This window comes from Desulforhopalus sp., assembly GCA_030247675.1.
Classification (GTDB): domain Bacteria; phylum Desulfobacterota; class Desulfobulbia; order Desulfobulbales; family Desulfocapsaceae; genus Desulforhopalus_A.
Genome location: JAOTRX010000005.1, coordinates 368,877 through 394,506, shown reverse-complemented (window position 1 = coordinate 394,506; position 25,630 = coordinate 368,877). Strand labels below are relative to the sequence as shown.

Below are 25,630 nucleotides of genomic sequence, written 5' to 3'. Positions count from 1 at the left end.
TGCCATTCCCATGTCCTCCTGGGGTGGCAACGACTATCTGTTTGCCATCAGGTACAGTTGATGTGGTTGCAGGGAGATTTACAATTGCGTTTCGGCAATCTCCCGCAGTTTGTATTTTTGAATCTTGCCGCTGGCAGTTGTCGGATATTCGTTCACGAAAAAGATGTGTTTCGGGATCTTATAGTATGATATCTGGTCTTTGCAGAAGGAGATAATCTCCTCCCCGGTGGCCTTTTGAGAAGGTTTGAGCTGAATGAAGGCAGCTACTTCTTCCCCATATTTTTCGTTTGAAACACCGACTACCTGCACATCTTTTACCTTCGGATTAGTGTAGAGGAATTCCTCTACTTCGCGGGGGTAGATATTCTCGCCACCGCGGATGATCATGTCTTTGATTCTGCCGGTGATCTTGCAATAGCCGTTTTCGTCCATGATCGCCAGGTCGCCGGTGTGGAGCCAGTTGTCGGCATCGATTGCCTTCTTGGTTGCCTCGGCCATCTTATAGTAGCCTTTCATGACATGGTAGCCCCTGGTGCACAGTTCGCCCTGCTGGCCGATAGGGACCTCGCGACCCGTCTCCGGATTGACGATTTTCACCTCGACGTTGGGCAGGGCCTTGCCGACGGTCGTTGTCTTTAATTCCAGCGAATCCTGGTCACGGGTCTGGGTTATTCCGGGGGAGGACTCGGTTTGACCATAGACAATGGTCATCTCGTTTGCCCCCATGTCTTTGATAACCCGCTTCATAACCTCCACCGGGCAGGTGGATCCCGCCATGACGCCTGTCCTGAGACTTGAGGTGTCGTAGTGATTTTTATCCATCTCCTCAAACTCGGCGATGAACATGGTTGGTACGCCGAGAAGGGCGGTGCACTTGGAGGCCTCAACGGTTTTTAAGACACCCACCGGCGAGAAGGCTACCACAGGTGCCATGGTCGAGCCGGAAACCGTGCAGACCAGAGTGCCGATAACACAACCGAAGCAGTGGAAGAAGGGCACGGGGATACACATCGCATCAGCGGTGGAGAGCTTCATGCACTCAGCCATGCTCATGGCATTGCCAATCAGGTTTGTGTGGGAAAGCATTACACCCTTGGGGAAACCGGTCGTTCCGGAGGTGTACTGCATATTGATGACGTCGTCGGGGGAAAGCGAATCGAGGCGGGTCTTGAGCTCTGCGTCAGATATCTTCTTGCCCATTTCCATGACATCATCCCAGTTATACATTCCGGCTACCTTTTCTTTGCCGAGATAGATAACGTTTTTCAAAAATGGCAGCTTATCGCAATTGAGTTGCCCCGGTTGGCTGTCACTGATGGCCGGGCAAACCTTGGTTAATACCTTGAGATAATCGTCCGGCTCTCTAATGCCACCGATGAGGATTATCGTAGTTGCATCGGATTGCTTTAAAAGGTATTCAAGCTCGCTGCTGCGATAGTTGGTGTTGACAGTTACCAAGACCGCACCCATCCGCGCACTGCCATATTGTGTGTATACCCACTCAGGGACGTTGTTGGCCCAGATTGCCACCTTGTCTCCCTTGGCGATACCAAGGGCCATCAATCCTTTGGCGACCTCGTCATACTTCTCCCGCAGTTGCCTCCAGTTTTTCCTGATATCCAGGGAATGGTACTCGAGGCCGATGTTGTCCCCAAAATTTTCCGCCAAATTATCTACAACACTACCGATGGTTGTTGTGCCGATTGCAATGCTTGGCTTATTCACTTGATCCTCCTTAGCAGGAAATAATAACTGTTGCCCGAGAGATATCTCAGACAAAATTTCATGGCGAGGAGATCAGAAATGGATGGTATATATGCTGAGAACCCCGCCAATTTGTGCCAAAGAGGATCTTTTACCGCCCGATCAAGCCGCATGTCCACTAAAAACTGAACCCCTCCGGGAGTTGTTCAGCTTTTGTCCCTTCCGGAACCCAAGAAAGGTCGAGAATAGTGAAAGTTGGCCCGCTGGTTTTAAATATGGGTAGCACCCGCATACCAAAGGACGGCTCGCCGAGGCTCAAATAACTCATTAAGATGGTCGCCACGCCATCAAATTCAATGTTGATGAATTTGATCGGTTTATCGAGGGAGTTGAAGGCCCCCGATCGCTCGCAGACCATAAATGTATGAATTCGCGCAGTTTTCTTGGCTTTTTCGGTCATATCGAGGACGGTATTTTTGCCAAGGCAGTCCGGGCAATGGATGCGGAATGGCTGGTAGATGGTGCCCTGCGAATCACAGCCCTTGCTGTCGCACCGGCTGGCCATCAGTTTGCCCTGGCTCAGCGATTCAAAAAAAATTGCCTCGCCGCCATAGGAGTGAATAAAGGTCATATCTCGCGGGTTGGTGACGCCGAGTAGTTTCCAACCATCGTCGGCGTTACGAATAGGCGTGTTGGCGGTGAGATGATGGAATGAACCTTTAAGCTTGTACTGATTATTTTTGACATAAACCTGTCCGAAGGTACTCATGTTATATCTCCTTTTATGCCGTAAACCGGGGCTAGGCGTCTTTCTTGATGAGATGGTCAGGGTCCATGAGGATGGTTGAGGTGACATGTGAACCCACTCCGGCATGGCTTATGGCCATACCCCTCTTGGCGCCAAGTACCTGCAGATTGGTCCAGTCGGCGGGCTTTTTCCGGTTGAACTGTTTCCAGGTCTTTTCGTCGCCATGGATCTCTTCCCAGCGGTTCCAAATATGCGAGGCAATCTCGAGGGTCTGCATTATGCCGGTCGCACCGACGGAGTGCATGCAGCCGATCAGGCCACCGGAGAGGTTGGAGGGCAGTTTGCCGGGTTTGCCGGTATGGGGATTGGTATGGTAACAGTCGCCTGACTCGACATAATCCCGGCCGTAGCCATACGGACGGATACCGATATCTTCATAGGTCTGGACATCGCTTATAGTGAAGGCGTCGTGCAGTTCTACGACATCAAGATCTTCGGTCGGATTGGTGATTCCGGTCATGCCATAGCCGTAATAGGCGGCCATCCTGGCGGCAAGAAAACCGGTGAAACCCGGATAGCGCTCTCCCCCGGGGAATCGCTCGCCCAGATCCTTGTATTGGTCGGGGCTTTCGTTGGGCAGCAACGGAATCGCCATGTGCTGTCGGTCGGCGGGTCGCAGGGAATGGGAGCCGGCGGCTACCCAGATCCGCAGGGGCTTGTTTTTGGTGTTTTTCGTCAATTTGATGGCGGTGTCTTCATCGCAGAGAATGGTACAGGCGGCGCCGACGCTCATCAGGCAACAATCAAGGGCGCGCAGGGGGTAGGCGACTACCGGCGATTTCAGGACATCGTCGACGGTGATCTTCATCGGCGATTGCGCGAACGGATTAAACCGCGCGTAGCCATGGTGTTTTACAGAGATTTCGGCGAGAGTTCTTCGGAATGACTCTTCTGATTTTCCGAAAATCTGCCAGTACCGTTGGGCCATGACCGCGTAATAGCCGGTATAAATGTGGCCAAGAGGCGATTCCCAATCTTTATCGGCGGCACAGGAGATGAGGAAGTTCCCCTCATCGGTTGGGACCTCGTCCATACGCTCCCAGCCCATGACCAGAACACAATCGGAGTAGCCGGAGGCCACGGCCTTTGTCCCTTCCCACAATGTCGAACCACCGGTAGCACCACCCGTTTTTACGCCGACATTGCCGAGTGGATCGAGGCCGAGCCGATCATGGATAACCGACTCGCCGAGGAGTTGATCGCCGAAATGATCAGCAAAATGCCCGTAGTAGCAGGTATGAATATATCTCTTGAGTTCGGCAGGGGAGATATCGAGAAGCCTTGCCGCCATAGTGAAGGCATCAATACACAGTTCCTCGGTGCGCTTATCCGGGAAGGCTCGGTCAAACTTCGATTGCCCGGCGGTTACCAGGTATACCGGTCGTAGCAGTTTCGGTATTTTCAATTGCTGTTTGCTGAACGTTATCATGCCATTGTCTCCTTCCTGGTTATGGTTTGCCTACTGGTTTTTTTGTTAAGCCGTTGAGCGAAACTGCCATGGCCGGATACTAAAAGGAAATTGCATTTACAGCGTTCCTACCCATAAAACAAAACTGCTTGCGTCACTTTTGTTGGTGATCTTCTGGTTGTCGGGGTTTGATAAAAAGTGCACGGAATCTCCATCAACCAAGGAAAGTGTGTCTCCACCAAGGGTCAATTCGACCATTCCTTTGAGGACACAAAGGACCTCCTGGCCGTTTTTAATATTCTTCCGTACCGGAATTGATTTGCCCGGTTCGATTACCAGGATGGCTGAATCGATGACGCTGCGTGTTTCCGGTGGGAAAAAGCGCCGGGTTACAAAGCCGGTGTGGGAAAAATCTATGTCGTCCCATTCCGATTTTTTAATGAGAATGCTTTTCTCTTGCTTACTGGCCTGGGAAAGGAGGCCGCCAGCGTCAACCCCTATGGCGTTGCAGATCCGCATAAGGGTGTCAACGGAAGGCGAATTGACGGCATTTTCTACCTGGCTTAAGAAACCTTCGGAAATTCCGGCTTTCTCGGCAACCGCTTTAAGCGTTAACTTGCGATCTTTACGACATTTTCTTATTAAGGTTCCAAGGTTCATGGGTCGTGATTGTTTGGTACGTCTGGTTATAGCGAACAAGAGTCGCAAAATATATACAATATGTTAATATTTACTTATCCATAATGTTAATATAATGTCAACAGGGAAATTTGCCGGTCTAGGCGCGCCAGGGAGTAGCAGAAAGAAATTAGCCAATAGCGACAACCTTGCAATTATAAACAAATGATGGTGCACTGGGTGGCGGGGAAGATGCATCGGTAGCGAAGAATTTTTACAGAGAAAACAGGTACCGCATAATTATGGATACACGTCCTACATACGCAGAGTTGGAGATGCTGGTCGAAGAATTGCAAAGAGAATCCCAGCGACTGAAACGGGCTGAGGCTGCATTCCACCGGCAAAACGCCTCGTTGGAGGCCTTGCATGAAACCTCTCTTGGGCTCATCGATAAACTTGGCAAGGAAGAACTCCTGGAAAATATCCTTGAGCGGGCCGCTTCGCTCAGCGGCACGACCCACGGTTATATTTATCTGCTGGAGGCAGGCCAAGAATATATGCAAATGGTTGTTGGTATGGGATTTTTCAAGAGCCAGCTGGGGCGGCGAGTGACCATTGGTCAGGGCATGGGCGGCTGGGTATGGCGGACGGAAACTCCGATGGTGGTGGAAGATTACAAGTCATGGCCCGGCCGGATTGCCGACAAGGTGCTCGACGGACTGCGTTCGATTGTCGGGATCCCTTTGAAAAACGACCATCAAATGGTGGGGGTTATTGGTCTTGCCCATGTGGAAGTCGACAGGCAATTCAGTGGCGAGGATATTACCACTCTCGAACGTTTTGCCGCTCTGGCTTTGATCGCCCTGGAAAAATCACGGTTATATGCCGATGTTAGCCATGAACTGGCCGAACGGAAACGAACCGAGGAGGTGTTGCGGGGCAGTGAGGAACGCTATCGAATGCTTCTAGAGTCCTCTCCCGATCCGATCGTCGTCTATGACATGCAGGGCATGGCGACCTACGTTAACCCGGCATTTGAGCAGACGTTTCACCTGTCCAGGGAGGAGTTGCTGGGTAAGCAAATCGATTTCGTCCCCGAGGAAAGCTGGCCGGAAACGAAAGAGGCAATCAGCCGAATGCAGAGTGGCCAGAAAATCAGTCTGTTTGAGACAAAGAGGCTGACTCGCGAGGGCAAGGTCCTTGATGTGCAGCTCAGCTCAACCCTTTATACCGGCAGCGATGGCCAGCCGCTTGGGGTTATCGTTACCTTGCGTGATATCGGTGCTCGGAAAAAAGCCGAGGAAGAATTGCATAGATATCAAGGTCTTCTTGAGGAGTTGGTCGCTGAGCGTACTGCAGAGTTGGCCCGAACGAATACTCAGCTGGAGCAGGAAATAGAGGAGCGGAAGCGGGCTGAAAAGGCTTTAAAAATACGAGAGAAGGAATTGGAGGCCCAGTCGCATCACCTGGAAGAGGTGAATACCGCCCTGCGGGTTTTGCTGCACCAAAGGGAAGTTGACAAGAAGGAATTGGGAGAGGCGGTGCTCCGTAATGTTGAAGAGTTGGTCAAACCCTATCTGCAGCGGGTTATGAATGGCCACCTTGACACCCAGCAGAGGACCTTGGCAAGAATCCTCGAAACCAATCTCAACAATATCATTTCACCCTTTGTTAGTAAGATGGCTTCCGGGTTGATCCATCTCACCCCTGTCGAGATCAGGGTGGCCAGTCTTATTAAAGAAGGCAAAACCAACAAGGAGATTGCTGAGATTCTTGTTGTATCGAAAAACACCATCCTTTTTCATCGTTTTAATATCAGGGATAAACTTGGCTTGAAAAACCAAAAGATCAACCTGCGTTCCCATCTCTTGACAATGGAATAATAGTGGTGTTTGCCCGCTATTATACCGCTATTTTATAAACTTGAATTTCTCTTTGTTTTTAGTATCCTAGAGATACAGCAAGTGAGTTTTGGCTGTTGCTGTTGGTTGGGAGTCCTGCCGATTAGTCAGTTTCATCATTTGATACTGAGAACTCTATGACCCATCTTACTGTTTCAGATGTTACTCTTACCTTCGGCGGCTTGAATGCCTTGACAGATGTCAATATGTCCATTGAACCCGGGTGTATAACCTCGGTTATTGGACCTAATGGTGCCGGAAAGACCAGCCTTTTGAACTGCGTGTCGGGATTTTACCATCCCACCCAAGGATCGATCCGCTACGGTCAGCGAGACTTGACCTTTGCGTCGCCCCACCAGATCTCCACCATGGGAATAGCCCGAGCATTTCAAAATCTCGAGTTGTTTCGAGGTCTTTCAGTTCTCGACAACCTTCTTCTGGCCCGCCATCAGAATCTCAAATACTCGATTCTCCACGCCATCGTCTACTTTGGCAAGGCATCGCGGGTGGAGGCGGAAAACCGCGCCTATGTGGAGAAGGTAATCGATTTCATGGAGCTGGAACCATACCGCAAAAAGACGGTCGGCAACCTCAGCTACGGAGTTCAAAAACGTGTTGAGGTTGCTCGGGCACTAACCCTTGAACCGCAATTGCTCCTGCTCGACGAACCCATGGCCGGAATGAACATTGAGGAGAAGGAAGATATTGTCCGCTTTATCCTCGATTTAAAAAAAGAATGGGGGATAACCGTCGTGCTTGTCGAACACGATCTTGGCGTGGTGATGGATATCTCCGATCAGATTTATGTCCTCGATTTTGGGTCGGTAATCGGTTCCGGGAGCCCGCAGGAAATTGCCGCCAATCAAAAGGTGATCGATGCCTATATAGGAGAGGAGTGATTGTCCTATGGAAAATAGAGATCATCTCATGCAGTTCACTATTCCTCAGCTTCTCAGGTGGCGGGTTGGTGCGACCGGCGATAAAGTTGCCCTGCGGGAAAAGGAGTTCGGGTGTTGGAATAACTATACCTGGAATCAATATTACGACCGGGTTCGCAAGGTCGGCCTGGGGCTGCGCAAGATCGGTTTCCAAAAGGACGACAAGATTGCCATCATCAGCGATAATATCCCCGAAACCCTGTATATGGCCATCGGTGCCCAGGCCGTGGGCGGTGTTTCTTCGGCCATCTATCAAACCAGCCTGCCGCCGGAAATCGGTGGGATTCTCAACTATCTCGGCGTCACCATTGTTTTTTGCAATGATCAGGAACAGGTGGACAAGATCGTGGAAATCCGCGACACCATCCCTCAGGTCAAACGGGTCATCTACGAAGATCCCCGGGGCATGCGCGAATACCAGACCGACCCCTGGTTTCTGTTTATCGATGAGCTCTATAAACTGGGCCACGACCTCCACCAGGAGGAGCCGAATCTCTTTGAATCCCTGGTTGACACAGGGAAACCCGACGACGTCTGTCATCTTTGCCTGACCTCCGGGACCACCGGCCTGCCGAAAGGGGCGATGTTGACCCATCGCAATTATATCAACATGGGCCTGCAGATCACCAAGGTTGACCCCTTGGCGGATACCGACGAGTACCTGTCATTTTTGCCCTTTGCCTGGATAGGCGAACAGATGAATTCCTTTGGGGTAGCCATGGCCACCGGCATTGCCGTGAATTTCCCGGAGTCTGTTGAAACCAGCATGGAGGATCTGAAGGAGATCGGTCCGCATTTCATGTTCGGTGCACCGCGCATCTATGAAACCATCCGCTCACAGATCTGGTTGAAGATCGACGAATCGTATTGGCTGAATCGCAAGCTCTACGGCTACTTCATGAAGATTGGTGAAGAGGCGGCAGGCTATCGGATGTCCGGCCAATCAATGCCCGGAAGACTGCGTTTTCTCGCCTGGCTCGGCAAACAAATCATCTTTCGTCCGCTGGTCAACCAGATCGGTCTCCTCCGCATTCGCCGGGCCTACACTGGTGGCGCTGCCCTTGGTCCGGAACTCTTCACCTTCTACCAGGCCATAGGCGTCAACCTCAAACAGATTTACGGCCAGACGGAAATCGTCGGCATTGCCTATATGCACCGGGACGGAGATGTCCGGCCGGATACGGTCGGCAAGCCTCTGCCGGGCACCGAATGCCGTATCTCGGAAAGCGGCGAGATCCTCTCTCGCTCTGCTTCGGTAACTCCCGGATATTACAAGCTTCCCGAAAAAACCGAAGAGTTGCTCGAAGGAGGTTGGCTGCATTCCGGTGATGCCGGATATCTCGACGCCAACGGCCACTTGGTGGTAATTGACCGGATTTCCGATGTAATGCACAATAGTAATGGCGAGATGTTCAGCCCGATGTTCCTTGAAAACCGCCTGAAATTCAGCCCGTACATCAAGGAGGCGGTGATTTTTGGCGACAAACGCGAATTCGTTGCCGCACTTATCAATGTTGATCCGATCGTCGTCGGCAAATGGGCTGAGGACCGAGGGATCTCCTTCAGTACCTATATGGATCTTTCGGCGCAGCCCGAGGTTGCCGACCTGATCAGGGGCGCGGTGGCAAACATCAATGAAAATGCCGAGAAGCCCCATTTCAAGATTAGGCGTTTTGCCATTCTCTATAAACTGCTTGATATGGATGACGGCGAGTTGACCAAGACCGGTAAGATCCGTCGCAAGTTTGTCCGGGAGAAGTACGAGGACCTGTACGAGGCCCTGTATGACGAAAAGGTCAGAGAGAAAAGGGTAGAGGCGCACTTTCAGTATCAGGACGGCCAAACAACAACGGTCGATACAACCATCCGCTTTTACACAATGGACGAGAACCGATGAGCTATTTTTTTCAATTGGTGGTCAGTGGTATCGTTGTTGGATCGATCTATGCCCTTTCAGCCCTCGGTTTTGTACTGATTTACAAGTCGAGCCGGGTTTTGAATATCGCTCACGGCCAGATCATTGCCGCCGGGGCCTTTATCACCTACGCCTTGACGGTTTGGGTCGGTATTCCTATTTATATCGCCTTCTTGGCGAGCATGGTCATTACCTTTTTCCTTGCCATGAGTGTCGAACGGGTCTTTCTGCGGCGATTGATCGGCGAGCCGATCATCTCGGTTATCATGGTAACCATTGGCCTGATGTCGATTCTTGACGGGCTGATCTATTTGACGCCCTTTGGCACGGAGAATTTCTCCTTTCCCCACTTTTTACCGGAAACCCCGATAACCTTTGCCGGTATATCGGTTTCCTGGACCCAGATGGTCGGAGTCATCACCACCTTTGCCATGATTGGCGGGTTTTCCTGGTTTTTTAAGAAGTCGACTCTCGGTATCTCGATGCGTGCCGTCTCCGACGATCAGCTGGCCTCCATGTCCATAGGCATTTCCGTACCCCGTGTCTTTGGCCTGGCCTGGGCGATGGCCGGACTCAGTGCCGCTGCCGCCGGGGCGATTATCGGTAATATCACCGGCATTAATTTTGACACCCTCCACGCCTTCGGCATCATCGTCTTTCCCGTCGTTATCCTCGGTGGGCTCGATTCGATTCTCGGGGCGGTGGTGGCGGGGATCATCATGGGCTTGATTCAACAATTTGCCAGCGGCTATCTCGATGGCAATTGGGGACTCAACGGCACTGGAGAGGTCATGCCCTATATTGTTCTCTTGGTCATTCTCCTTTTTAAACCCCATGGCCTCTTTGGCATCCATGAAATAGAACGGGTGTAATTATGTCATCGAATCGTTGGCTTGCCACGGGAAACTATTTTACTTCCTATAAAGAAGAACAAAGAATCTTTTTTACCAGCCTTGACCGGACGGCAATGGCCCTGCTGCTGCTCTGCCTCTTCGCCTGGCCGCTGGTTGTCTCGGTCGACAATAAGTACATGCTGGTCATAGACAATATCCTGGTGGCGGTGATTGCCGTTATGGGCCTTAATCTGGTTACCGGTTTTGCCGGCCTTATCTCCATTGGGCATGCAGCATTTGTCGGCGTTGGGGCTTATACCATCGCTTCTTTTGCCAGGGTGATGGGTGAGAATCACATCCTGCTGACCCACGCCTGGCCGCTGATGATCCTTGTTGCCGGTTGTATGGGGGCAATTTTTGGGGCGATTGTCGGTTTGCCCGCCCTTCGTCTGAAACATCTCTATCTGGCGATTGCCACCCTGTCTTTCCAGATGATCTTTCAGTGGACCATCAACTTTATGAATTTCTTTAATCAGGGCCAGACAATCGCGGTGAGTCGCGTGACTTGGGTGACCGGCCAGGTCACCCGCAGTCAACACTACACCTTTTGGTACTACGCAATTTTAGTTTTCATTGTTCTCTGCGGGTTTGCCGTGCGCAATCTGTTGCGCACCCGTTACGGTCGCTGTCTTGTAGCGGTACGAGATAACGACCGGGCAGCCGATGCCATGGGAATGCATCCCGGGTTTACCAAGGTCTACGCCTTCGGCCTGGCCGGGTTTTTAGCGGGGGTTGCCGGGGCACTCCACGCCTATCTGTACCGAGGTGTTGGAATTGAGTCGTTTACCCTGCACCATTCGATCAGCTTCCTGGCCATGGCCATCGTCGGCGGACTGGGGACCTTACATGGCTCCTTTTGGGGACCGGTGGCTATCAAGCTCCTCGACCTTCAGGTGGAGCGGCTATCAGAGTGGGTGGGAAACCACTTGACCATTGCAACCAATCTGGCCACTGCCTTGAAACCACTCAGTTTTGGTCTGGTGATTGTTTTATTTTTAATGTTTGAGCCGCGGGGTATCGCCAATTGGTGGCGGATAGCACGATCCTACGTGAAGCTGTGGCCTTTCAGATATTAGGCCGGATAAAGGCATTTCACGAGCGGCGCTTGGTAGATGTTTGGGCTTTTGTCATCCGTAGCCGGCAAACGAGGTGATCCACTCAGCACAAAATTCATGCTAAGGAGGAAAAATGAAAGAGAATACAAAAAGTACGTGGGCATTCCTGTTGGCAGCTGTTTTCACCCTTACCCTTTCTTTACAGGCGCAGGCCGCCGGCAAGGTGTATAAGCTCGGTTTGTCCTTAGCTATTACCGGCCCTACCTCCGATGCCGGTAATCCTTATGCCAAGGGGGTAGAGGATTATTTTAACTTTGTCAACGATACGAAGATGTTGGGTGATGACAAGATCGATTGCGTCATACGTGATGACCAATACAACAATGACATCACCAAACGGAACTTCGAGGATTTCATTTCTCAGGGAATAGTTTTTTATCTCAACTATTCAACTGGCAGCACCCTGGCGCTGAAAAAAGATTTTGAGGAAGAGAAAATGCCGGTTCTTCCCGCATCCTTTCATGCAGGCAATCTCACCGATTCAAATTATATCTTTCTGCCGATAGCTTCCTATTCGGCGCAGGCAATCGGTCTTGCCGAATATATCGTTAAAACACATCAAGGCGGAGTCCCGAAAGTAGCCCTCTTTATTCATCCTTCCGCTTTTGGCCGGGGACCTGTCGAAGACCTGCAAAAAGCAGTCACCGCCGGACTGAAGATGGAGATAGTTGAGGTGGTGGAGCATGGTAAAGATCTCGACAATACCGCAATGCTGCAGCGCCTTCTCAGCAAGGGAGTTCAGTACGTTATCAGCCAAACCGTGCAATCACCGGTAGCGACGATGCTGAAAGATGCCAGTAGCCTTGGCCTTACAGCAAAAACCTTTGGCGAAGCTGGAAAGCTCACCTTCTTGGGATGCCATTATACCGGTGGTAATGATCTCGTGGCACTGGCAGGGCCTGCTGCGGAGAGTTTTTACTGGACCACCTCCTATATCGTCACCAATGAGCCAAGTGCCGGAGCAACCGCCCAGCTTGATCTTGCAAAGAAATATAACCGCGACGACAAGGCGGCAAACTCTCACAACTATGCCAATGGCATGATGGTTGCCCAGGTTGCCACAGAACTCATCAAGCGGGCCAAGGCCAAAGGTAAAGAGATTAACAAGGCCAATCTCTATGAAGAGCTTCTGGCGATGAACGGCGACAAGGCCTTTTCCCCTGGGACGACCGTAGGTCCGGTTACCTTTTCGAAAACCGATCATGCCGGGGTTGATACCCTGCAGCTCTATATGGTTAAGGATGGTGCATTTAAATCGACCGGAACTCCGTTTGTTCCAACCTTTACGACAAAGATTAAATAACCGGAAACCTGCGTTGTTCTGCTCCTGGTAAAGGAACTCCCTCTTTCGCTGTTCATGGCCTTTGGCCCTTGAAAAATGGCGGAAGGGGGAATGGTCGTGTCTCCGCGATGATCTGGAGTAATCGAAGGATTTTTATAAAGCCATTTTATGGACACTAAAAAGACGAACAACCAGCTGGAAGTTAATAATATTGAGGTAGTATATAACAATATTATCCAGGTGTTACGTGGAGTGAGCCTGAAGGTTCCGGAAGGGAGTATCGTTGCCCTGCTCGGGACCAACGGAGCCGGCAAGACTACCACCCTGCGGGCAATCAGCGGGCTGCTGAAGCCGGAGAATGGCTTTATTCGTGAAGGATACGTCAAGTTTTGTGGTACCGATGTGACCAATATGCTGGGTACCGAGGTGGTGAGGCTTGGCGCCGTCATGGTTCCGGAGGGCCGGCGGGTTTTCAAGCATCTGTCGGTAGACGAAAATATCCGGGTGGGATCGATTACCAGGCGTGACGGTTCACAGAAGATTCGGGATGACCATGCCCTTATGTATTCCCACTTTCCCCGGCTTGCCAATATCACCAACCGGATGGCGGGGTATTGTTCCGGCGGAGAGCAGCAGATGATTGCCATTGCCAGAGCCCTCATGGCCTCGCCGCGGATGCTCATGCTCGATGAACCGTCGCTTGGTCTGGCGCCGCTGCTTGTCAAAGAAATCTTTGCCAATATTCAATTGATCAATAGGGAGATGAACACCACCATCCTGGTTGTCGAACAGAATGCCAAGATTGCATTGGGTATTTCCGATTACGCCTATATTATGGAATCCGGGAAGATCGTTCTGGAGGGACCTTCGAAAGAATTACAGGAAAATCCAGATGTTAAAGAGTTTTATATGGGAATCACCCAGGGTGGGGGCAGAAAATCGTTTAAGGAAGTAAAGTCCTATAAAAGGCGTAAACGCTGGATGTAGGGAAAAATCGGGTATTATACCGCAAGGGGATAAGTTTCGTACGAGCAGACAAGCTGCTCAACTCAGCTTTAACATGGAGCGGATGTGATGAAGTATTTGCTGGGCTTTAATGGTTCTGAAGAGGCGAAGGCAGCACTCGTCTTAGCAAGAAGCCATGCGGAGGTATTTCGGGCTAAGGTGTATATTATTACCTCAATGAGCGGTGGGAGCAGTGAAAAGCCAGAAGAAATCGATAAGACGAGCCGAGATCTGAATTTTGCCGAAAACTTTCTCAAGGAGAAAGGTGTGGAGTGTGAGACCTTCCAATTGGCGCGAGGGCGGTCTCCCGGAGAGGACGTGGTGAGCTTTGCCGAACAACATGGTATTGATCAGATTTATGTCGGCATCGAGAAAAAATCTCGCACCCAGAAACTCTTGCTCGGTTCAACGGCTCAGTACATAATCCTCAAGGCGCCCTGTCCGGTTGTAAGTGTGAACCGCTTGTTCCTCTAACAACGATTACCATCCGGCCCTTGGCCTCCGTTGCCGAGGTAAGTGGAACCGCACACCGGCCAACATAGGGCAAAAAAACGGCGGGAATAAGCGGAGCTATGACCAAAAGCCGATATTCAACCTTCTTGATTTCCTTGAAAGATTCGGGAGATGCTTCTTATGGGACTGTATGACTTTTCGTTTTATGATCTTATCATGCGCAATTCCGTTGCCTTCGCTAATCGCATTTGCTGGAAGGAAATCGAGGACGGCCGGCAGCTAACCTTTGCAGAGTATAAAAAAAAGGTGGACTCGCTGGCTCTGGGCTTGTCGAAAATTGGTATCGCCAAGGGTGATCGTCTTGGAGTTGTCGGCAAAAACAGCCTGGAATTCTTTTTGGTATATGGGGCGGCCGCGGCTTTGGGGGCCATCGTTTTGCCGGTCAACTGGCGTTTGTCGGCAGAGGAAATGATTTATAACCTCAACGACTGCCAGGCAAAAATTGCCTTTATCGACAGCGAGTTTCAGTCGCAACTGCAGGCTCGGCAAACTGAAATGCCGACGGTCACTGCCTATTATAATTTGAAGGCGGATCTAGGAGGACAGAAGGCCTTTGCTTCTCTCCTTGATTGTCAGGGACAGTTTGTGCAAAACGATGTGGCGACAGGGGATGGCTTTGTTATCATTCATACGGCGGCTGTCGCGGGACGTCCAAGGGGGGCTTTGCTGAGTCATGGCAACCTGCTTCTGGCCAGCATGCACTTTAACTCCTCTTTTGCTATGAAGGCCGACGATGTCCATCTGAATTTGTTGCCGCTTTTTCATGTGGCCGGGCTTTTCATGGCTGTCAGTTCCTTTCATGCCGGAGCGGTTAATCTTAATATCAGTAAATTTGAGGCGAAGGCCGCGGCGAAGCTGGTAGAAGAAAGCAGGGTGAGCCTGCTTTTTGATTTTCCACCTATTCTCGATTCACTGTTGAAAGCTGCTACCGAGGATAGCCGATCACTGCGGACCTTGCGGGCCGTTGTCGGTCTTGGCACCCAAGCCACGATAACGCAATATCAGGAAGAAACAGGTGGCGCATATTATGTGATGTACGGGCAGACAGAAACCTCCTGTCTTACCACTTTGGGCAAATACAACGACCGGCCGGGTTCCGCGGGTAAAGTTGTTATGATGGCGGACGTTCAGCTCGTCGACGATCAAGACAATCCGGTTGCCCTGGGTGAGGTCGGCGAGATTGCTGTGAAGGGTCCGATGGTCTTCATGGGATACTGGGGATTGTCTGATGACAATGCCCGGACCTTTCGCCGGGGATGGCATCACACCGGTGATTTGGGCCGTTTCGATGTCGACGGTTTCCTCTTTTACGCCGGAAGAAAGGCGGAAAAGGAGCTCATAAAGCCAGGTGGTGAAAACGTTTATCCAGCCGAGGTAGAGAAGATCATTCTTGAGCATCCGGCAGTGGCCAAGACAGTCGTCATCGGCGTCCCGGACCCAAAATGGAAAGAGGGCATAAAGGCGGTCTGTCTGTTACATGCCGGCAAGAGCCTTACCGCTCAGGAGCTTATCAGCTTTGTCGGTGGCCGTATCGCTAGTTTCAAAAAGCCGCAGTATGTTGAGTTTGTCAACGAATTACCACACAAGGCCGATGGGTCGATTGATCGGCTGGCAGTTAAGTCTTTGTATGGAAAAGGCTGACCGCAAGAGGAGGGGGCTTTCCTCTCCCATTCTTCAGCCACCAACCAAGCAAACGTCATGAATTGTCGAGCCTAGGTGAAAAAACAGACCAAGTAAGAGAGATTTGCTATCCTACCAAGAATTTATTAGTGTCGCCATGAGCTTTCCGCGATCGCGTTGCGAGTTTTTGGCCTTGCTTGGCAAAAATGAGGGAGCGAGAGGCATTATTCGCGGCCATTCCTGTTGACAACCATCAAAAATCTGTCTATATCTCTGCAACAAAATATCCTGTTTTTAGGGGATATTTTTGAAGAAAATCAATACGTGAGTAACTGATCAAGTGATATCGGGTTAAAATTAGTGAAATCCAGCGGATGGAAACTCCGGGGTATTTTGCTTAGTTGGGGCGGTGTCGCCCTTGTATGGCTTACAACAACACTCAAAATGAGTTGCAAGCCTCGCCTGCAATTTAAACAATCCGCTGCCCCCTTTTTGAAGACAAGAAACATGACCTGCCGGTCTTTTTTTGGCGGATTTCCAGGCAACAGAACGAGGGGTTGGCTGTTGAGTATAATCTCATTATAAGGACGGAATAGAATGAATGTACAAGTTGAAGAAATTGGCGCTTTGACAAGAAAAGTAACCATCACTCTGCCTGCTGAGCTTGTTCAGGCAAAATTGAAAGAGGCCTATGATAAGGTACGACATGAGGTAAGACTGAAAGGCTTTCGTCGTGGCAAGGTGCCAAAAGACATCATTCTGAAGCAATTCAAGAACCAGGTGGAAGGAGAGACCAGCGAAAAACTCGTTCAGGATAACTATTTTACCGCCATTGAAAAAGAGGGCATAGATCCCATCGTTCATCCTGACATTAAAAGCGTAAAATACAATGATGACGGATCATTCACCTTTGTCGTGGAGGTTGACATTCGCCCCAATTTTACCCTAGGACAATACAAGGGTTTGGAGGTTGAAAAGGTCGAAGTATTGGTAACGGACGAGGAAGTGCAGCTTGCCCTTGAAGAGAAACAAAAGGCCATGGCAGCTCTCCGTTCAGTAACCGATAGGCCTGCCCAGAATGGCGATGTGGTAATGATCGATTTTCAGGGATACCATGAAGGCACCGCCATGCCCCAGGTGAAAAATGAGAATTTCTCAGTTGATATCGGATCGGGAGAGATGGGGGCTGAGTTTGAGACAATGCTCATTGGCAAGAATAAGGACGAAGAAGGTTCGCAAGAAATTGACTTTCCAGAGAGCCATCCAAATCCGATCTTAAAAGGCAAGAAGATCGAATTTCGTATAAAAGTTAAGGATATTAAGGAGCGAGTCCTGGCAACCATCGATGACGAATTTGCCAAGGATGCCGGCGAAGAATTCAGCACCCTCGAGGAGCTGAAGACCTCCATCCGGGAGCGGCTTACCAAGGTGCGTCAGGACAGGGCTGAAGGTACAACTACCGATCGGATTATGCAAAAACTGATTGAAACTCATGAGTTTGAACTGCCAAAACGCCTTGTCACCTTTGAGATTAATCAGATGATCAAGCAGACCGAAGAGCAGCTTGAAAAGAATGGGTTGAGCCTTGAGGCAGCTGGACTTAGCCGGGAAACTCTGATGGAGCAGAAAGCCGAACTTGCGAAGAAACGGGTACAGGGTGACTTCATCTTGAAGAAAATTGCCGAGACAGAAGGCATTAAGCTCGTCGACGAAGATATGGAACGTGGGTTCATGCGCATTGCTGGAATGTACAATATGCCTGTTGCCACCGTGAAGGAATACTTTCAGAATCGCGATTATCTCCTGCCCTTCATCGATGAGCTGCTGAATGAAAAAATTCTCGCTTTCCTGAAGGAGCAGACGATTTTTATCGACGGTCCCGCCGCGGCGGCGGTTGCTGGTACTGACGTTGCTACAGAAAGCTGATAGAGATCTTGCATCCGAATAGAAAGATCTTATATTGGGCATATTCCCAGTGGGGAGCCTCACTGGTTGTGTCGATGGATTAAGAAAATTGCGACTGTAAAAGGCTCTGCGCCTTTTACAGTCGTTCTTTTTGGTCTTCTTGAATAACGAAATGAAGGAGTGTGGTTGATGAATCTTGTGCCGATGGTAATTGAGCAGAGCCCGCGTGGTGAGCGTGCCTATGATATCTACTCGCGACTGCTCAAAGAACGCATTATATTCCTTGGTTCAGGAGTCAATGACGATGTGGCCAATGTGATAGTTGCCCAGTTGTTGTTTCTCGAAGCAGAGGATCCAGAAAAAGATATAACCTTTTATATCAATTCCCCTGGTGGGTCAGTTACCGCTGGCATGGCTATTTACGACACCATGCAATACGTCAAATGCGATATTGCTACTCTTTGCATGGGCCAGGCAGCGTCGATGGGGGCCTTTTTGCTGGCTGCGGGAGCCGATGGTAAAAGGTACTCACTACCCAATGCCAGAATCATGATTCATCAACCGGCTGGTGGCTTTCAGGGGCAGGCCACCGATATTGATATCCAGGCCAAAGAGATTTTAAGGATGAAAAGAGATTTGAACCGCCTTCTCGCCCACCACACCAAGACGAGTCTGGAAAAAGTCAGCAGCGATACCGAGCGCGACTTTTTTATGAGTGCTGAAGAAGCTCAACAGTATGGAATAATAGATAAAGTTCTTAGCAATAGAGAAGAGCTTGTCGAGGAAAAATAGTATGGATGATGTTATGAGTGACGGACCTGATTGCAGTTGTTCCTTTTGTGGTAAAAAACAGGAGGACGTCGAAAAGCTTATTTCCGGGCCTGATGTTTTCATCTGTGATGAGTGTATACGACTCTGCAATGAAATCGTGCAGGATAAGAAAGAATCAGATCTGCCATTGCTTGATCCGGAAGAGGTCCATCCCTTGTCCCTTAAGCCAATGGAGATCAAACAATTTCTTGATGACTACGTTATCGGACAGGAATTTGCCAAGAAGGTGCTTTCGGTTGCAGTGCACAACCACTACAAGAGGATCGATGCGCCCGATGATGACGGTTCGGTTGAGTTACAGAAATCAAATATCGTCCTCATCGGCCCGACCGGCTCCGGCAAAACATTAATTGCCCAGACCCTCGCAAAAATTCTCAATGTGCCCTTTTGCATGGCGGATGCAACAACCCTCACCGAGGCTGGTTATGTGGGTGAAGATGTTGAGAATATTTTGGTCAATCTGCTGCAGGCTGCCAATCACAACCTGGAGAGGGCGGAAAGGGGAATTATCTATATCGATGAGATTGATAAGATTGCCCGAAAGTCAGATAGCCCATCGCTGACCCGTGATGTGTCCGGAGAGGGCGTTCAGCAGGCACTTCTGAAAATAATCGAGGGGACCAAGGCCTCCGTTCCACCCAAGGGTGGCAGGAAACACCCTCAGCAAGAGATGATCCAAATTGATACCACCAATATCCTGTTTATCTGCGGTGGTGCCTTTGTCGGTCTGGATAGCGTCGTCAGTCGCCGACAGAGTGCGAAGTCGATAGGTTTTGGGGCCAAGGTTTCAGGAGATGAGAAAAAGAAAATCGGTGAACTGTTAAAGGCCGTTCAACCGGAAGATCTTTTGAAATTCGGGCTGATTCCCGAGTTGGTCGGCCGGTTACCCGTGATTGCCACCATGGAGGAATTGGTGGAGGAAGATCTCATCCGCATCCTGAAGGAACCGAAGAACGCCCTCACCAAGCAGTATCAAAAGTTGTTTGAGTTTGATGGGGTGACCTTGCGGTTTACTGAGGGCGCACTTGTGGCTATTGCCCGCAAGGCCTTAAAAAGAAAGTCTGGTGCCCGTGGGCTCAGGTCGGTAATGGAAGAGGCAATGCTTGAAGTGATGTATGATTTGCCCTCGAAGACCGGCGTGCAGGAATGTGTTATAAGTGAACAGGTCATCACTCAAGGTGATTATCCGGTTGTTTTGTATCATAATGCCGCGGACGAAAGATCGAAAACCAATTGATGAAAGAATATAAAAAATGTCTGACGAATTATCGAAAGGAGATTTTGTGACAAAGCTTTATCCCTTGATGCCACTTCGAGATCTGGTCATTTTCCCGCATATGGTTGCTCCCTTGGTAGTCGGCAGGAAGAGATCCATTCATGCGCTGGAAGATGCAATGGAGAAGAAAACAGCTATCCTTTTGGTTACCCAGAAGAAATCGACTGTCGATGATCCGGACATCGAAGATCTCTACGACTTCGGTACCTTGGCCACAGTTATGCAATTGTTACGCCTTCCCGATGGTACTATTAAAGCCCTTGTTGAAGGAAAATCACGCGCGAAGATAATATCGTATGTGCCAAATGATAATTTTCTGCAAGTTGAAGTCGAAGAACGCGGAGATGTCGCGGAGCAGAGTGTGGCTCTGCAGGCCTACGAGCGGGAGTTGCGGAAATATTTCGATGAATTTGCCGCAAGCAATAAAAAGATTGGCAGAGAAATTCTCAATTCGGTAAAAGCCATCGAAAATCCCTTTAAATTGCTCAATATTATCTGCGCCCACCTGCCGTTGAAAAGCGATGAAAAGCAATCAATATTGGAAGCCGAGCCGCTGACCGCCCGCATGGAGAAGGTCCTGGAGATCCTTAACCGGGAAATTGAGCTTGCGGATATTGAAAAGAATATCAACGCCAAGGTAAAGATGCGCATGGGTAAGACTCAGCGTGACTATTACCTCGGTGAAAAGGTCCGGGAAATCCAGTCCGAGATTGGCCAAAATGCCGACGGACTCGATGAGCTGGGAGAGCTGGAGCTGACCATTAAAAACAAGGAAATGCCGGCACTTGCTAAAGAAAAAGCTCTAAAAGAATTTAAGAAGCTGCGAAGCATGCCGCCCATGTCGGCGGAAACGACAGTGGTTCGCAACTATATTGATTGCATCGTCAGTCTGCCCTGGGACAAAAAGAGCAAGTCAAAGATTGATATTAATAAAGCCGAGAGAATACTTGACGAAGACCACTTCGGTCTCGCCAAACCGAAAGAGCGTATTCTCGAATATCTCGCGGTACAAAGCCAAGTTAAGAAGATCAAAGGGCCTATTCTCTGTCTAGTTGGTCCGCCAGGAGTTGGAAAGACCTCGATTTGTCAATCGATTGCCAGAGCGATGGGACGGAAATTCGCCAGGTTGTCCCTTGGCGGGGTGCGTGATGAAGCCGAGATCAGAGGCCATCGACGGACCTACATTGGCGCAATGCCCGGCAAGATTATTCAATCGATGCAGAAGGTCGATGTTGCCAACCCTGTGTTTTGTCTCGACGAAGTAGACAAAATGTCTATGGATTTTCGCGGCGATCCATCTTCAGCCTTGTTGGAGGTCCTCGATCCTGAACAGAATGTCGCCTTTAATGATCATTATCTCGACATTGACTATGATCTCTCCGAGGTGTTTTTCATAACCACTGCCAATAATCTCCATGGTATTCCTGTTCCTTTGCAGGATCGTATGGAAATTATCCAGATCAGCGGCTATACCGAGGAAGATAAGCTGCGAATAGCCGATGGGTACCTGATCCCCAAACAACTGGAACAAAATGGTTTCAGGAAGGGTGACATTCAGCTGACCGATGGGGCGATTTTCGAGATCATCAGGCGGTATACCCGTGAGGCGGGAGTGCGGAGCCTGGAAAGGATTATTGCCTCTTTGTGTCGCAAGATAGCCAGGGAGCGTTTGAAAAAGAAACTGAAAGGCAAGAAGTATCAGGTCAGCGCCCAGTCGGTTGGCAAATATCTGGGGACACCAAAGTATCGCTATGGTCTTGCCGAGGAAACTGACGAGATCGGCCTTGCCACTGGCCTTGCCTGGACGGAAGTGGGAGGCGAACTATTACAGATTGAGGCGACCCTCATGACCGGCTCTGGAAAGCTGATTATTACCGGGAAGCTTGGCGATGTTATGCAGGAGTCGGCACAGGCCGCCCTGAGCTATGTACGATCGAGAGCCAAAGTTCTCGGTTTAGAAGAAGATTTCTATCAAAAACTTGATATTCATGTGCATGTTCCCGAAGGCGCGATTCCCAAAGATGGTCCTTCTGCGGGGATTACCATGGCCACTTCTTTGGTTTCAGCACTTATCAAGACTCCGGTGAAACACCATTTGGCCATGACCGGGGAAATAACCTTGCGTGGCCGGGTCTTGCCGATCGGAGGATTGACGGAGAAGCTTTTAGCTGCCAAGCGTGGTAATATAACCCATGTTTTGGTGCCCAAGGATAACGAACGGGATCTTCATGATGTGCCAGCTAAGATAAGGAAATCCCTTAAGATTGACCTGGTTAATCACATGGATGAAGTGCTTGGTCAAGCCTTGGTTGCAACACCTGGGAAGGCTCTTTTTGAATAGGAAAGTCTTCTGCTGTTGTGAATGAAAACAGAATGTTGTCAGATATTTACCTGTGTTAATGTTTTTCCTTGACGGGGCAGGGTGAAGTTGGTAAATAGTCCTTCACCGTTTTGATGAGAGGGGGCGACTAGCTCAGCTGGGAGAGCATCGGCCTTACAAGCCGAGGGTCACAGGTTCAAACCCTGTGTCGCCCACCATGAAACGAAATTGGAGTGGTAGTTCAGTTGGTTAGAACGCCGGCCTGTCACGCCGGAGGTCGCGGGTTCGAGCCCCGTCCGCTCCGCCATTAGCATATCAAAGGAACCGATAGAAGTACGGTTCCTTTTTTTGTGATAGATTGTAGAAAAGACACCGAGCGATAGATTGACAAAGCTCAAGCTGTCAGAGAGGGCGACTAGCTCAGCTGGGAGAGCATCGGCCTTACAAGCCGAGGGTCACAGGTTCAAACCCTGTGTCGCCCACCATGAAACGAAATTGGAGTGGTAGTTCAGTTGGTTAGAACGCCGGCCTGTCACGCCGGAGGTCGCGGGTTCGAGCCCCGTCCGCTCCGCCAATTAGTTGGAATGATGTGAGGGGTGCAGCATGAGTCATGCTGCACCCCTATTTTTTTGATTTATTGAAGAAGATGGTTAGGGCTAACGCTTACCCAATTTTTCTTTAAATTTGTTGTTGACCTGATAAACGAAAGCAAGCACCTCTGCTACGGTCTGGTAAAGTTCCACCGGTATCTCGTTGCCAATTGGAATCTTAGCGAGTATCTCAACAAGGTTGGCATCCTCCTTGATATGTACACCGGCCTCCCTCGCCGTGGCGATAATTTTTTCCGCAACTACACCTTTGCCGCTGGCTGCGACCCTGGGTGCAGCACCCTCCTTTTCATCATATATTATGGCGACGGCCTTATTGATGACTTTTTGCTCTGCCATTTTTAAACCTTAGTGTCGAGCATTGAGTTCCCATCCGGCAGCAGGTGACGGATGAGTTCATTAATAGGATCTAAGGCTCCGCTTGAAAAGGCCAGGCTGATCACTGGAATTCCGGTTATGGCAGCTTCTAATGAATCGCTGTGGGCCGCTATAAAATCGGCAGTTTCCTGGGAGTCTGCGTGGAATCTGATATATAATCCAGCGGGATTTTGAAGAAAATCGATGCGCAGATTGCCGATGTCGGCCATCGTCAAGTGGAGTGAAAACCGGCTTTCCTCCTCTTTTTGTCGCTTTCCTTCGATATCTTTTCCCTGCTCCTCAACGACAAGATACCCTTGTTCGACAAAGGGCAAAGGCAAAGGAAAAATTTGCTGGCTTGGACTATTGGTATGAAGTTGCGCAATTTGAAAAAGTTCCAGGGTGGTAAGGATTTTTTGAGTGGTCTCTGCGAGGTGTTCCGCGGCAGAGAAATGGTGCGCGATTTCTAAGAGAGCGGCTTTGAGAGTGTGCATGGCACCGACCTTGTCCCCGGCTGCCAAGAGGCGTTCTAGGTTTAATCCCAACCTGTCGGTGAGTTGTTTGAGGACCACCCCATCGTTTTTATCACCAAAAGGTGTTTGTTGCAGAGCGAAAAAGCCTTCAAGGACATTGCGGCTTGTAGGAGTAAGTTGTTGCAGCATTGGTGGGATATGCTTATCCATTGCTGCAAAAAGTGCTGTGAGATCAATATTTTTATTGAGAAGAGTAAGTGATCGACCAACAAAGCGGCTGAGTGTGTCGTTAACGATTTTCAGTTCAATCTGTGGCTGGGTTCTGGTTACCTGCAGTTGGAGGATTTGGCCGGGAGAGAGCGCAGCTTGAGAACTGGCCGAGAGGCGGTTACCGCCAATGTCGAGGACAAAGCGATCATTGCCGTTTGTTTCAAGAACCACAGCCTTGAGAATTTGCCCAGTTGCTGGAAATTGCTGGCCGTGACTTCGCCCTCGGCCTTGAGAAGTGGCAGAACCGACTGGCAATATGGATGAAAGGGGGTTGATGGTATCCATTCTGCTGTATCGGCAAAGGATGCCAAAAGGTTAGGTGTATCCATTTAAAAAGTCTGGCCTTTATCCCGAAGCTGGCGCCGCTGTTCGGCAAAACAATTTTTAGCGATAGCATCTCGGTCTGTCGATGATATCTCGTCAAAGTGAAAGGAAATGAGCCAGCGATCTTTTTTTAACCGTTTCGAGCGGATGACGTGGCTGGTGCAGAATACTCTCTTAACCGGGTTAACAAGGGATATTTCAAGGTCGAGTGAACTGGAATTGCTGCACTCGTCTGGAAAAATAGCTAAGACCCCAGATTGCGAAATATCGACAGTTTCACCTGCCATTTCCCAGCTGCGCTGGTCCTCAGTGTTTTCATCTGGGAAAAAGCGAACAATGATCCGGGTGCGCAGGGTCACCCGGAAAAATTGGCGAAGATCAGCCGCTTGCACAGTGTTTCTTGCCATCAATTCCAGTGTCTGGTCATTTGGCTGGGATACTATCTCGGCAACGAAGGCGACATCCTTGTCGCTGAGGTCCCGGCTGGCAAAGGGGCATTTACTTACTGTGTCCAGGTTGGCCGGCAATACTTCCGGAGGAAAAAGGAAGAAGAAGAATGGTGGCTTCGCTCCTTTAAATGCTCCCTGAAGATGTTTCTTTTCGCCGGTCTTGTCGGTTAAGACAATGGTGGCAGATTGACCGTCAGGTATTGATTGTATGATGCTTTGAATGTCCTGTTCAGGCATGGTGGTATCTCATCAATGCGGCAAGGATTATTGGGATGATTTTACGCGACATTGATCTTCAGACGAAGCAACTTTCTCTGCAGCACGAGGCAACAGCCAATAATCTTGTCGCGGTCTTCTATGTCGATGTCGTCAAAGTGATAGGCTACTTCAAATCTGCCATCCTTCAGCTTCTGGACGCGCACTTGATGGGCGATAGCGGCGACTGTTTCTGGCTCGGTAGAAGGAATGGTTATCTGCAGCTTTACGTGTGTGTCATCTGGTGGCGGGGTCGGGAAAATTGCCAGGATGCCACTGCCGCTGATATCCACTGTCTCTCCCTGGATTGACCACGGCTCACTGTTTTGATTGGTGAACTGTGTACGAAAAGAACTGGTGATAACCCTGGTGACTGCATCAATCCGGAAAAAATCCCTCATCTGTTCATGACTTATGGTTTTTCGCTGGATCATCTGCAGGGTTTGCCGATTAACAACTTCTTGGATCATTGCTTCTATGGATAGAGTTGGCCCCCCCATGTCAATACTCACGATACACGGTTGTATGTGGTCAATTTCTTCCAGTGGTAACACGCCCGGCTTGAAAACCAGGGAAAATTTCGGTGGATGAATATCCTGGCAGACACACTGAGCCCTCAACCTTTCCTGCCGGTTGACGAGCGGGATGAAAATTCGTACCGGTTTGCCGTTGGGGATGGCTTGCAGGGTTTCAAGGTCGGCGATCATATGGCAGTTTTGTGTTGTTCTGTGGGAAGAAAATGCTGGAAAGGGCCAATGTTTAAATCTTATCAGGTTTTTATAGTAGCATCAAAATTATTCCTAAGCAACTGTGTAACAAGAGAATTGTGAACCTTACGCTCT

Annotated in this window: 21 protein-coding genes and 4 tRNA genes; 17 read left to right on the top strand and 8 right to left on the bottom strand. The window is 49.8% G+C overall.

The genetic code is table 11. The features are described 5' to 3' along the window. Positions 1-78: 78 nt before the first annotated feature. The 4 genes from OEL83_13295 to OEL83_13280 all read right to left on the bottom strand — a co-directional run bounded on the left by OEL83_13295 (position 79) and on the right by OEL83_13280 (position 4,580). The gene (locus tag OEL83_13295) at positions 79-1,725 is read right to left on the bottom strand and encodes an AMP-binding protein (GenBank protein ID MDK9708013.1); all 1,647 of its coding nucleotides are present in this window, start codon (positions 1,723-1,725) and stop codon (positions 79-81) included. Positions 1,726-1,882: 157 nt separating this feature from the next. Further along, positions 1,883-2,473, bottom strand: coding sequence for a hypothetical protein (locus OEL83_13290; protein ID MDK9708012.1), 591 nt, complete (start codon positions 2,471-2,473; stop codon positions 1,883-1,885). Between the two features lie 31 nt (positions 2,474-2,504). Further along, entirely contained in the window at positions 2,505-3,941 is a 1,437-nt protein-coding gene (locus tag OEL83_13285; protein ID MDK9708011.1) for a thiolase domain-containing protein, read from the bottom strand. A gap of 96 nt (positions 3,942-4,037) precedes the next feature. Continuing rightward, entirely contained in the window at positions 4,038-4,580 is a 543-nt protein-coding gene (locus OEL83_13280; protein ID MDK9708010.1) for a helix-turn-helix domain-containing protein, read from the bottom strand. A gap of 260 nt (positions 4,581-4,840) precedes the next feature. On the opposite strand from OEL83_13280, the gene OEL83_13275 reads away from it, so the two are divergent. From OEL83_13275 to OEL83_13195, 17 genes are all read left to right on the top strand, one after another. Continuing rightward, complete coding sequence (locus tag OEL83_13275; GenBank protein ID MDK9708009.1) at positions 4,841-6,421, top strand: PAS domain S-box protein; 1,581 nt, start codon at positions 4,841-4,843, stop codon at positions 6,419-6,421. Between the two features lie 155 nt (positions 6,422-6,576). Next, positions 6,577-7,338, top strand: a complete 762-nt coding sequence (locus tag OEL83_13270; protein MDK9708008.1) for an ABC transporter ATP-binding protein — start codon at positions 6,577-6,579, stop codon at positions 7,336-7,338. Between the two features lie 7 nt (positions 7,339-7,345). Then, positions 7,346-9,274, top strand: a complete 1,929-nt coding sequence (locus tag OEL83_13265; GenBank protein ID MDK9708007.1) for an AMP-binding protein — start codon at positions 7,346-7,348, stop codon at positions 9,272-9,274. Further along, the gene (locus OEL83_13260; protein ID MDK9708006.1) at positions 9,271-10,164 is read left to right on the top strand and encodes a branched-chain amino acid ABC transporter permease; all 894 of its coding nucleotides are present in this window, start codon (positions 9,271-9,273) and stop codon (positions 10,162-10,164) included. The genes OEL83_13265 and OEL83_13260 overlap by 4 nt, the downstream gene beginning before the upstream one ends. A 2-nt stretch (positions 10,165-10,166) precedes the next feature. After that, complete coding sequence (locus OEL83_13255; protein MDK9708005.1) at positions 10,167-11,261, top strand: branched-chain amino acid ABC transporter permease; 1,095 nt, start codon at positions 10,167-10,169, stop codon at positions 11,259-11,261. 112 nt (positions 11,262-11,373) lie between these two features. Beyond that, complete coding sequence (locus tag OEL83_13250; GenBank protein ID MDK9708004.1) at positions 11,374-12,603, top strand: ABC transporter substrate-binding protein; 1,230 nt, start codon at positions 11,374-11,376, stop codon at positions 12,601-12,603. Between the two features lie 147 nt (positions 12,604-12,750). After that, positions 12,751-13,569, top strand: a complete 819-nt coding sequence (locus OEL83_13245; GenBank protein ID MDK9708003.1) for an ABC transporter ATP-binding protein — start codon at positions 12,751-12,753, stop codon at positions 13,567-13,569. 87 nt (positions 13,570-13,656) lie between these two features. Beyond that, positions 13,657-14,061 carry a universal stress protein gene (locus OEL83_13240; GenBank protein ID MDK9708002.1) on the top strand — a complete coding sequence of 135 codons (405 nt, stop codon included), beginning with the start codon at positions 13,657-13,659 and terminating at the stop codon, positions 14,059-14,061. Positions 14,062-14,220: 159 nt separating this feature from the next. Then, positions 14,221-15,741 carry an AMP-binding protein gene (locus OEL83_13235; protein MDK9708001.1) on the top strand — a complete coding sequence of 507 codons (1,521 nt, stop codon included), beginning with the start codon at positions 14,221-14,223 and terminating at the stop codon, positions 15,739-15,741. A 576-nt stretch (positions 15,742-16,317) separates the two neighbouring features. Further along, complete coding sequence (gene tig, locus OEL83_13230) at positions 16,318-17,646, top strand: trigger factor (GenBank protein ID MDK9708000.1); 1,329 nt, start codon at positions 16,318-16,320, stop codon at positions 17,644-17,646. A 168-nt stretch (positions 17,647-17,814) separates the two neighbouring features. After that, positions 17,815-18,417 (top strand): ATP-dependent Clp endopeptidase proteolytic subunit ClpP, encoded by a 603-nt coding sequence (gene clpP / locus OEL83_13225; protein ID MDK9707999.1) that lies wholly within the window; start codon positions 17,815-17,817, stop codon positions 18,415-18,417. A 1-nt stretch (position 18,418) separates the two neighbouring features. Then, the gene (gene clpX / locus OEL83_13220) at positions 18,419-19,693 is read left to right on the top strand and encodes an ATP-dependent Clp protease ATP-binding subunit ClpX (protein ID MDK9707998.1); all 1,275 of its coding nucleotides are present in this window, start codon (positions 18,419-18,421) and stop codon (positions 19,691-19,693) included. Positions 19,694-19,709: 16 nt separating this feature from the next. Further along, positions 19,710-22,073, top strand: a complete 2,364-nt coding sequence (gene lon, locus OEL83_13215) for an endopeptidase La (protein MDK9707997.1) — start codon at positions 19,710-19,712, stop codon at positions 22,071-22,073. 121 nt (positions 22,074-22,194) lie between these two features. Continuing rightward, positions 22,195-22,270: transfer RNA gene (locus tag OEL83_13210), tRNA-Val, on the top strand. Positions 22,271-22,282: 12 nt separating this feature from the next. Then, a tRNA-Asp gene (locus tag OEL83_13205) sits at positions 22,283-22,359 on the top strand. A gap of 102 nt (positions 22,360-22,461) precedes the next feature. Then, positions 22,462-22,537: transfer RNA gene (locus tag OEL83_13200), tRNA-Val, on the top strand. 12 nt (positions 22,538-22,549) lie between these two features. Beyond that, positions 22,550-22,626, top strand: a tRNA-Asp gene (locus OEL83_13195). A gap of 82 nt (positions 22,627-22,708) precedes the next feature. On the opposite strand, the gene OEL83_13190 is transcribed toward OEL83_13195, so the two are convergent. From OEL83_13190 to OEL83_13175, 4 genes are read right to left on the bottom strand one after another with little or no spacing between them, the layout of a single operon-like run. Continuing rightward, a complete protein-coding gene (locus OEL83_13190) occupies positions 22,709-22,999 on the bottom strand; it encodes an EscU/YscU/HrcU family type III secretion system export apparatus switch protein (protein ID MDK9707996.1) in 291 nt (96 codons plus the stop codon). A gap of 2 nt (positions 23,000-23,001) precedes the next feature. Continuing rightward, entirely contained in the window at positions 23,002-24,045 is a 1,044-nt protein-coding gene (locus OEL83_13185) for a hypothetical protein (protein MDK9707995.1), read from the bottom strand. 44 nt (positions 24,046-24,089) lie between these two features. Continuing rightward, complete coding sequence (locus tag OEL83_13180) at positions 24,090-24,770, bottom strand: PilZ domain-containing protein (GenBank protein MDK9707994.1); 681 nt, start codon at positions 24,768-24,770, stop codon at positions 24,090-24,092. A 41-nt stretch (positions 24,771-24,811) separates the two neighbouring features. Then, positions 24,812-25,495, bottom strand: coding sequence for a PilZ domain-containing protein (locus OEL83_13175; protein MDK9707993.1), 684 nt, complete (start codon positions 25,493-25,495; stop codon positions 24,812-24,814). Positions 25,496-25,630 lie beyond the last annotated feature (135 nt).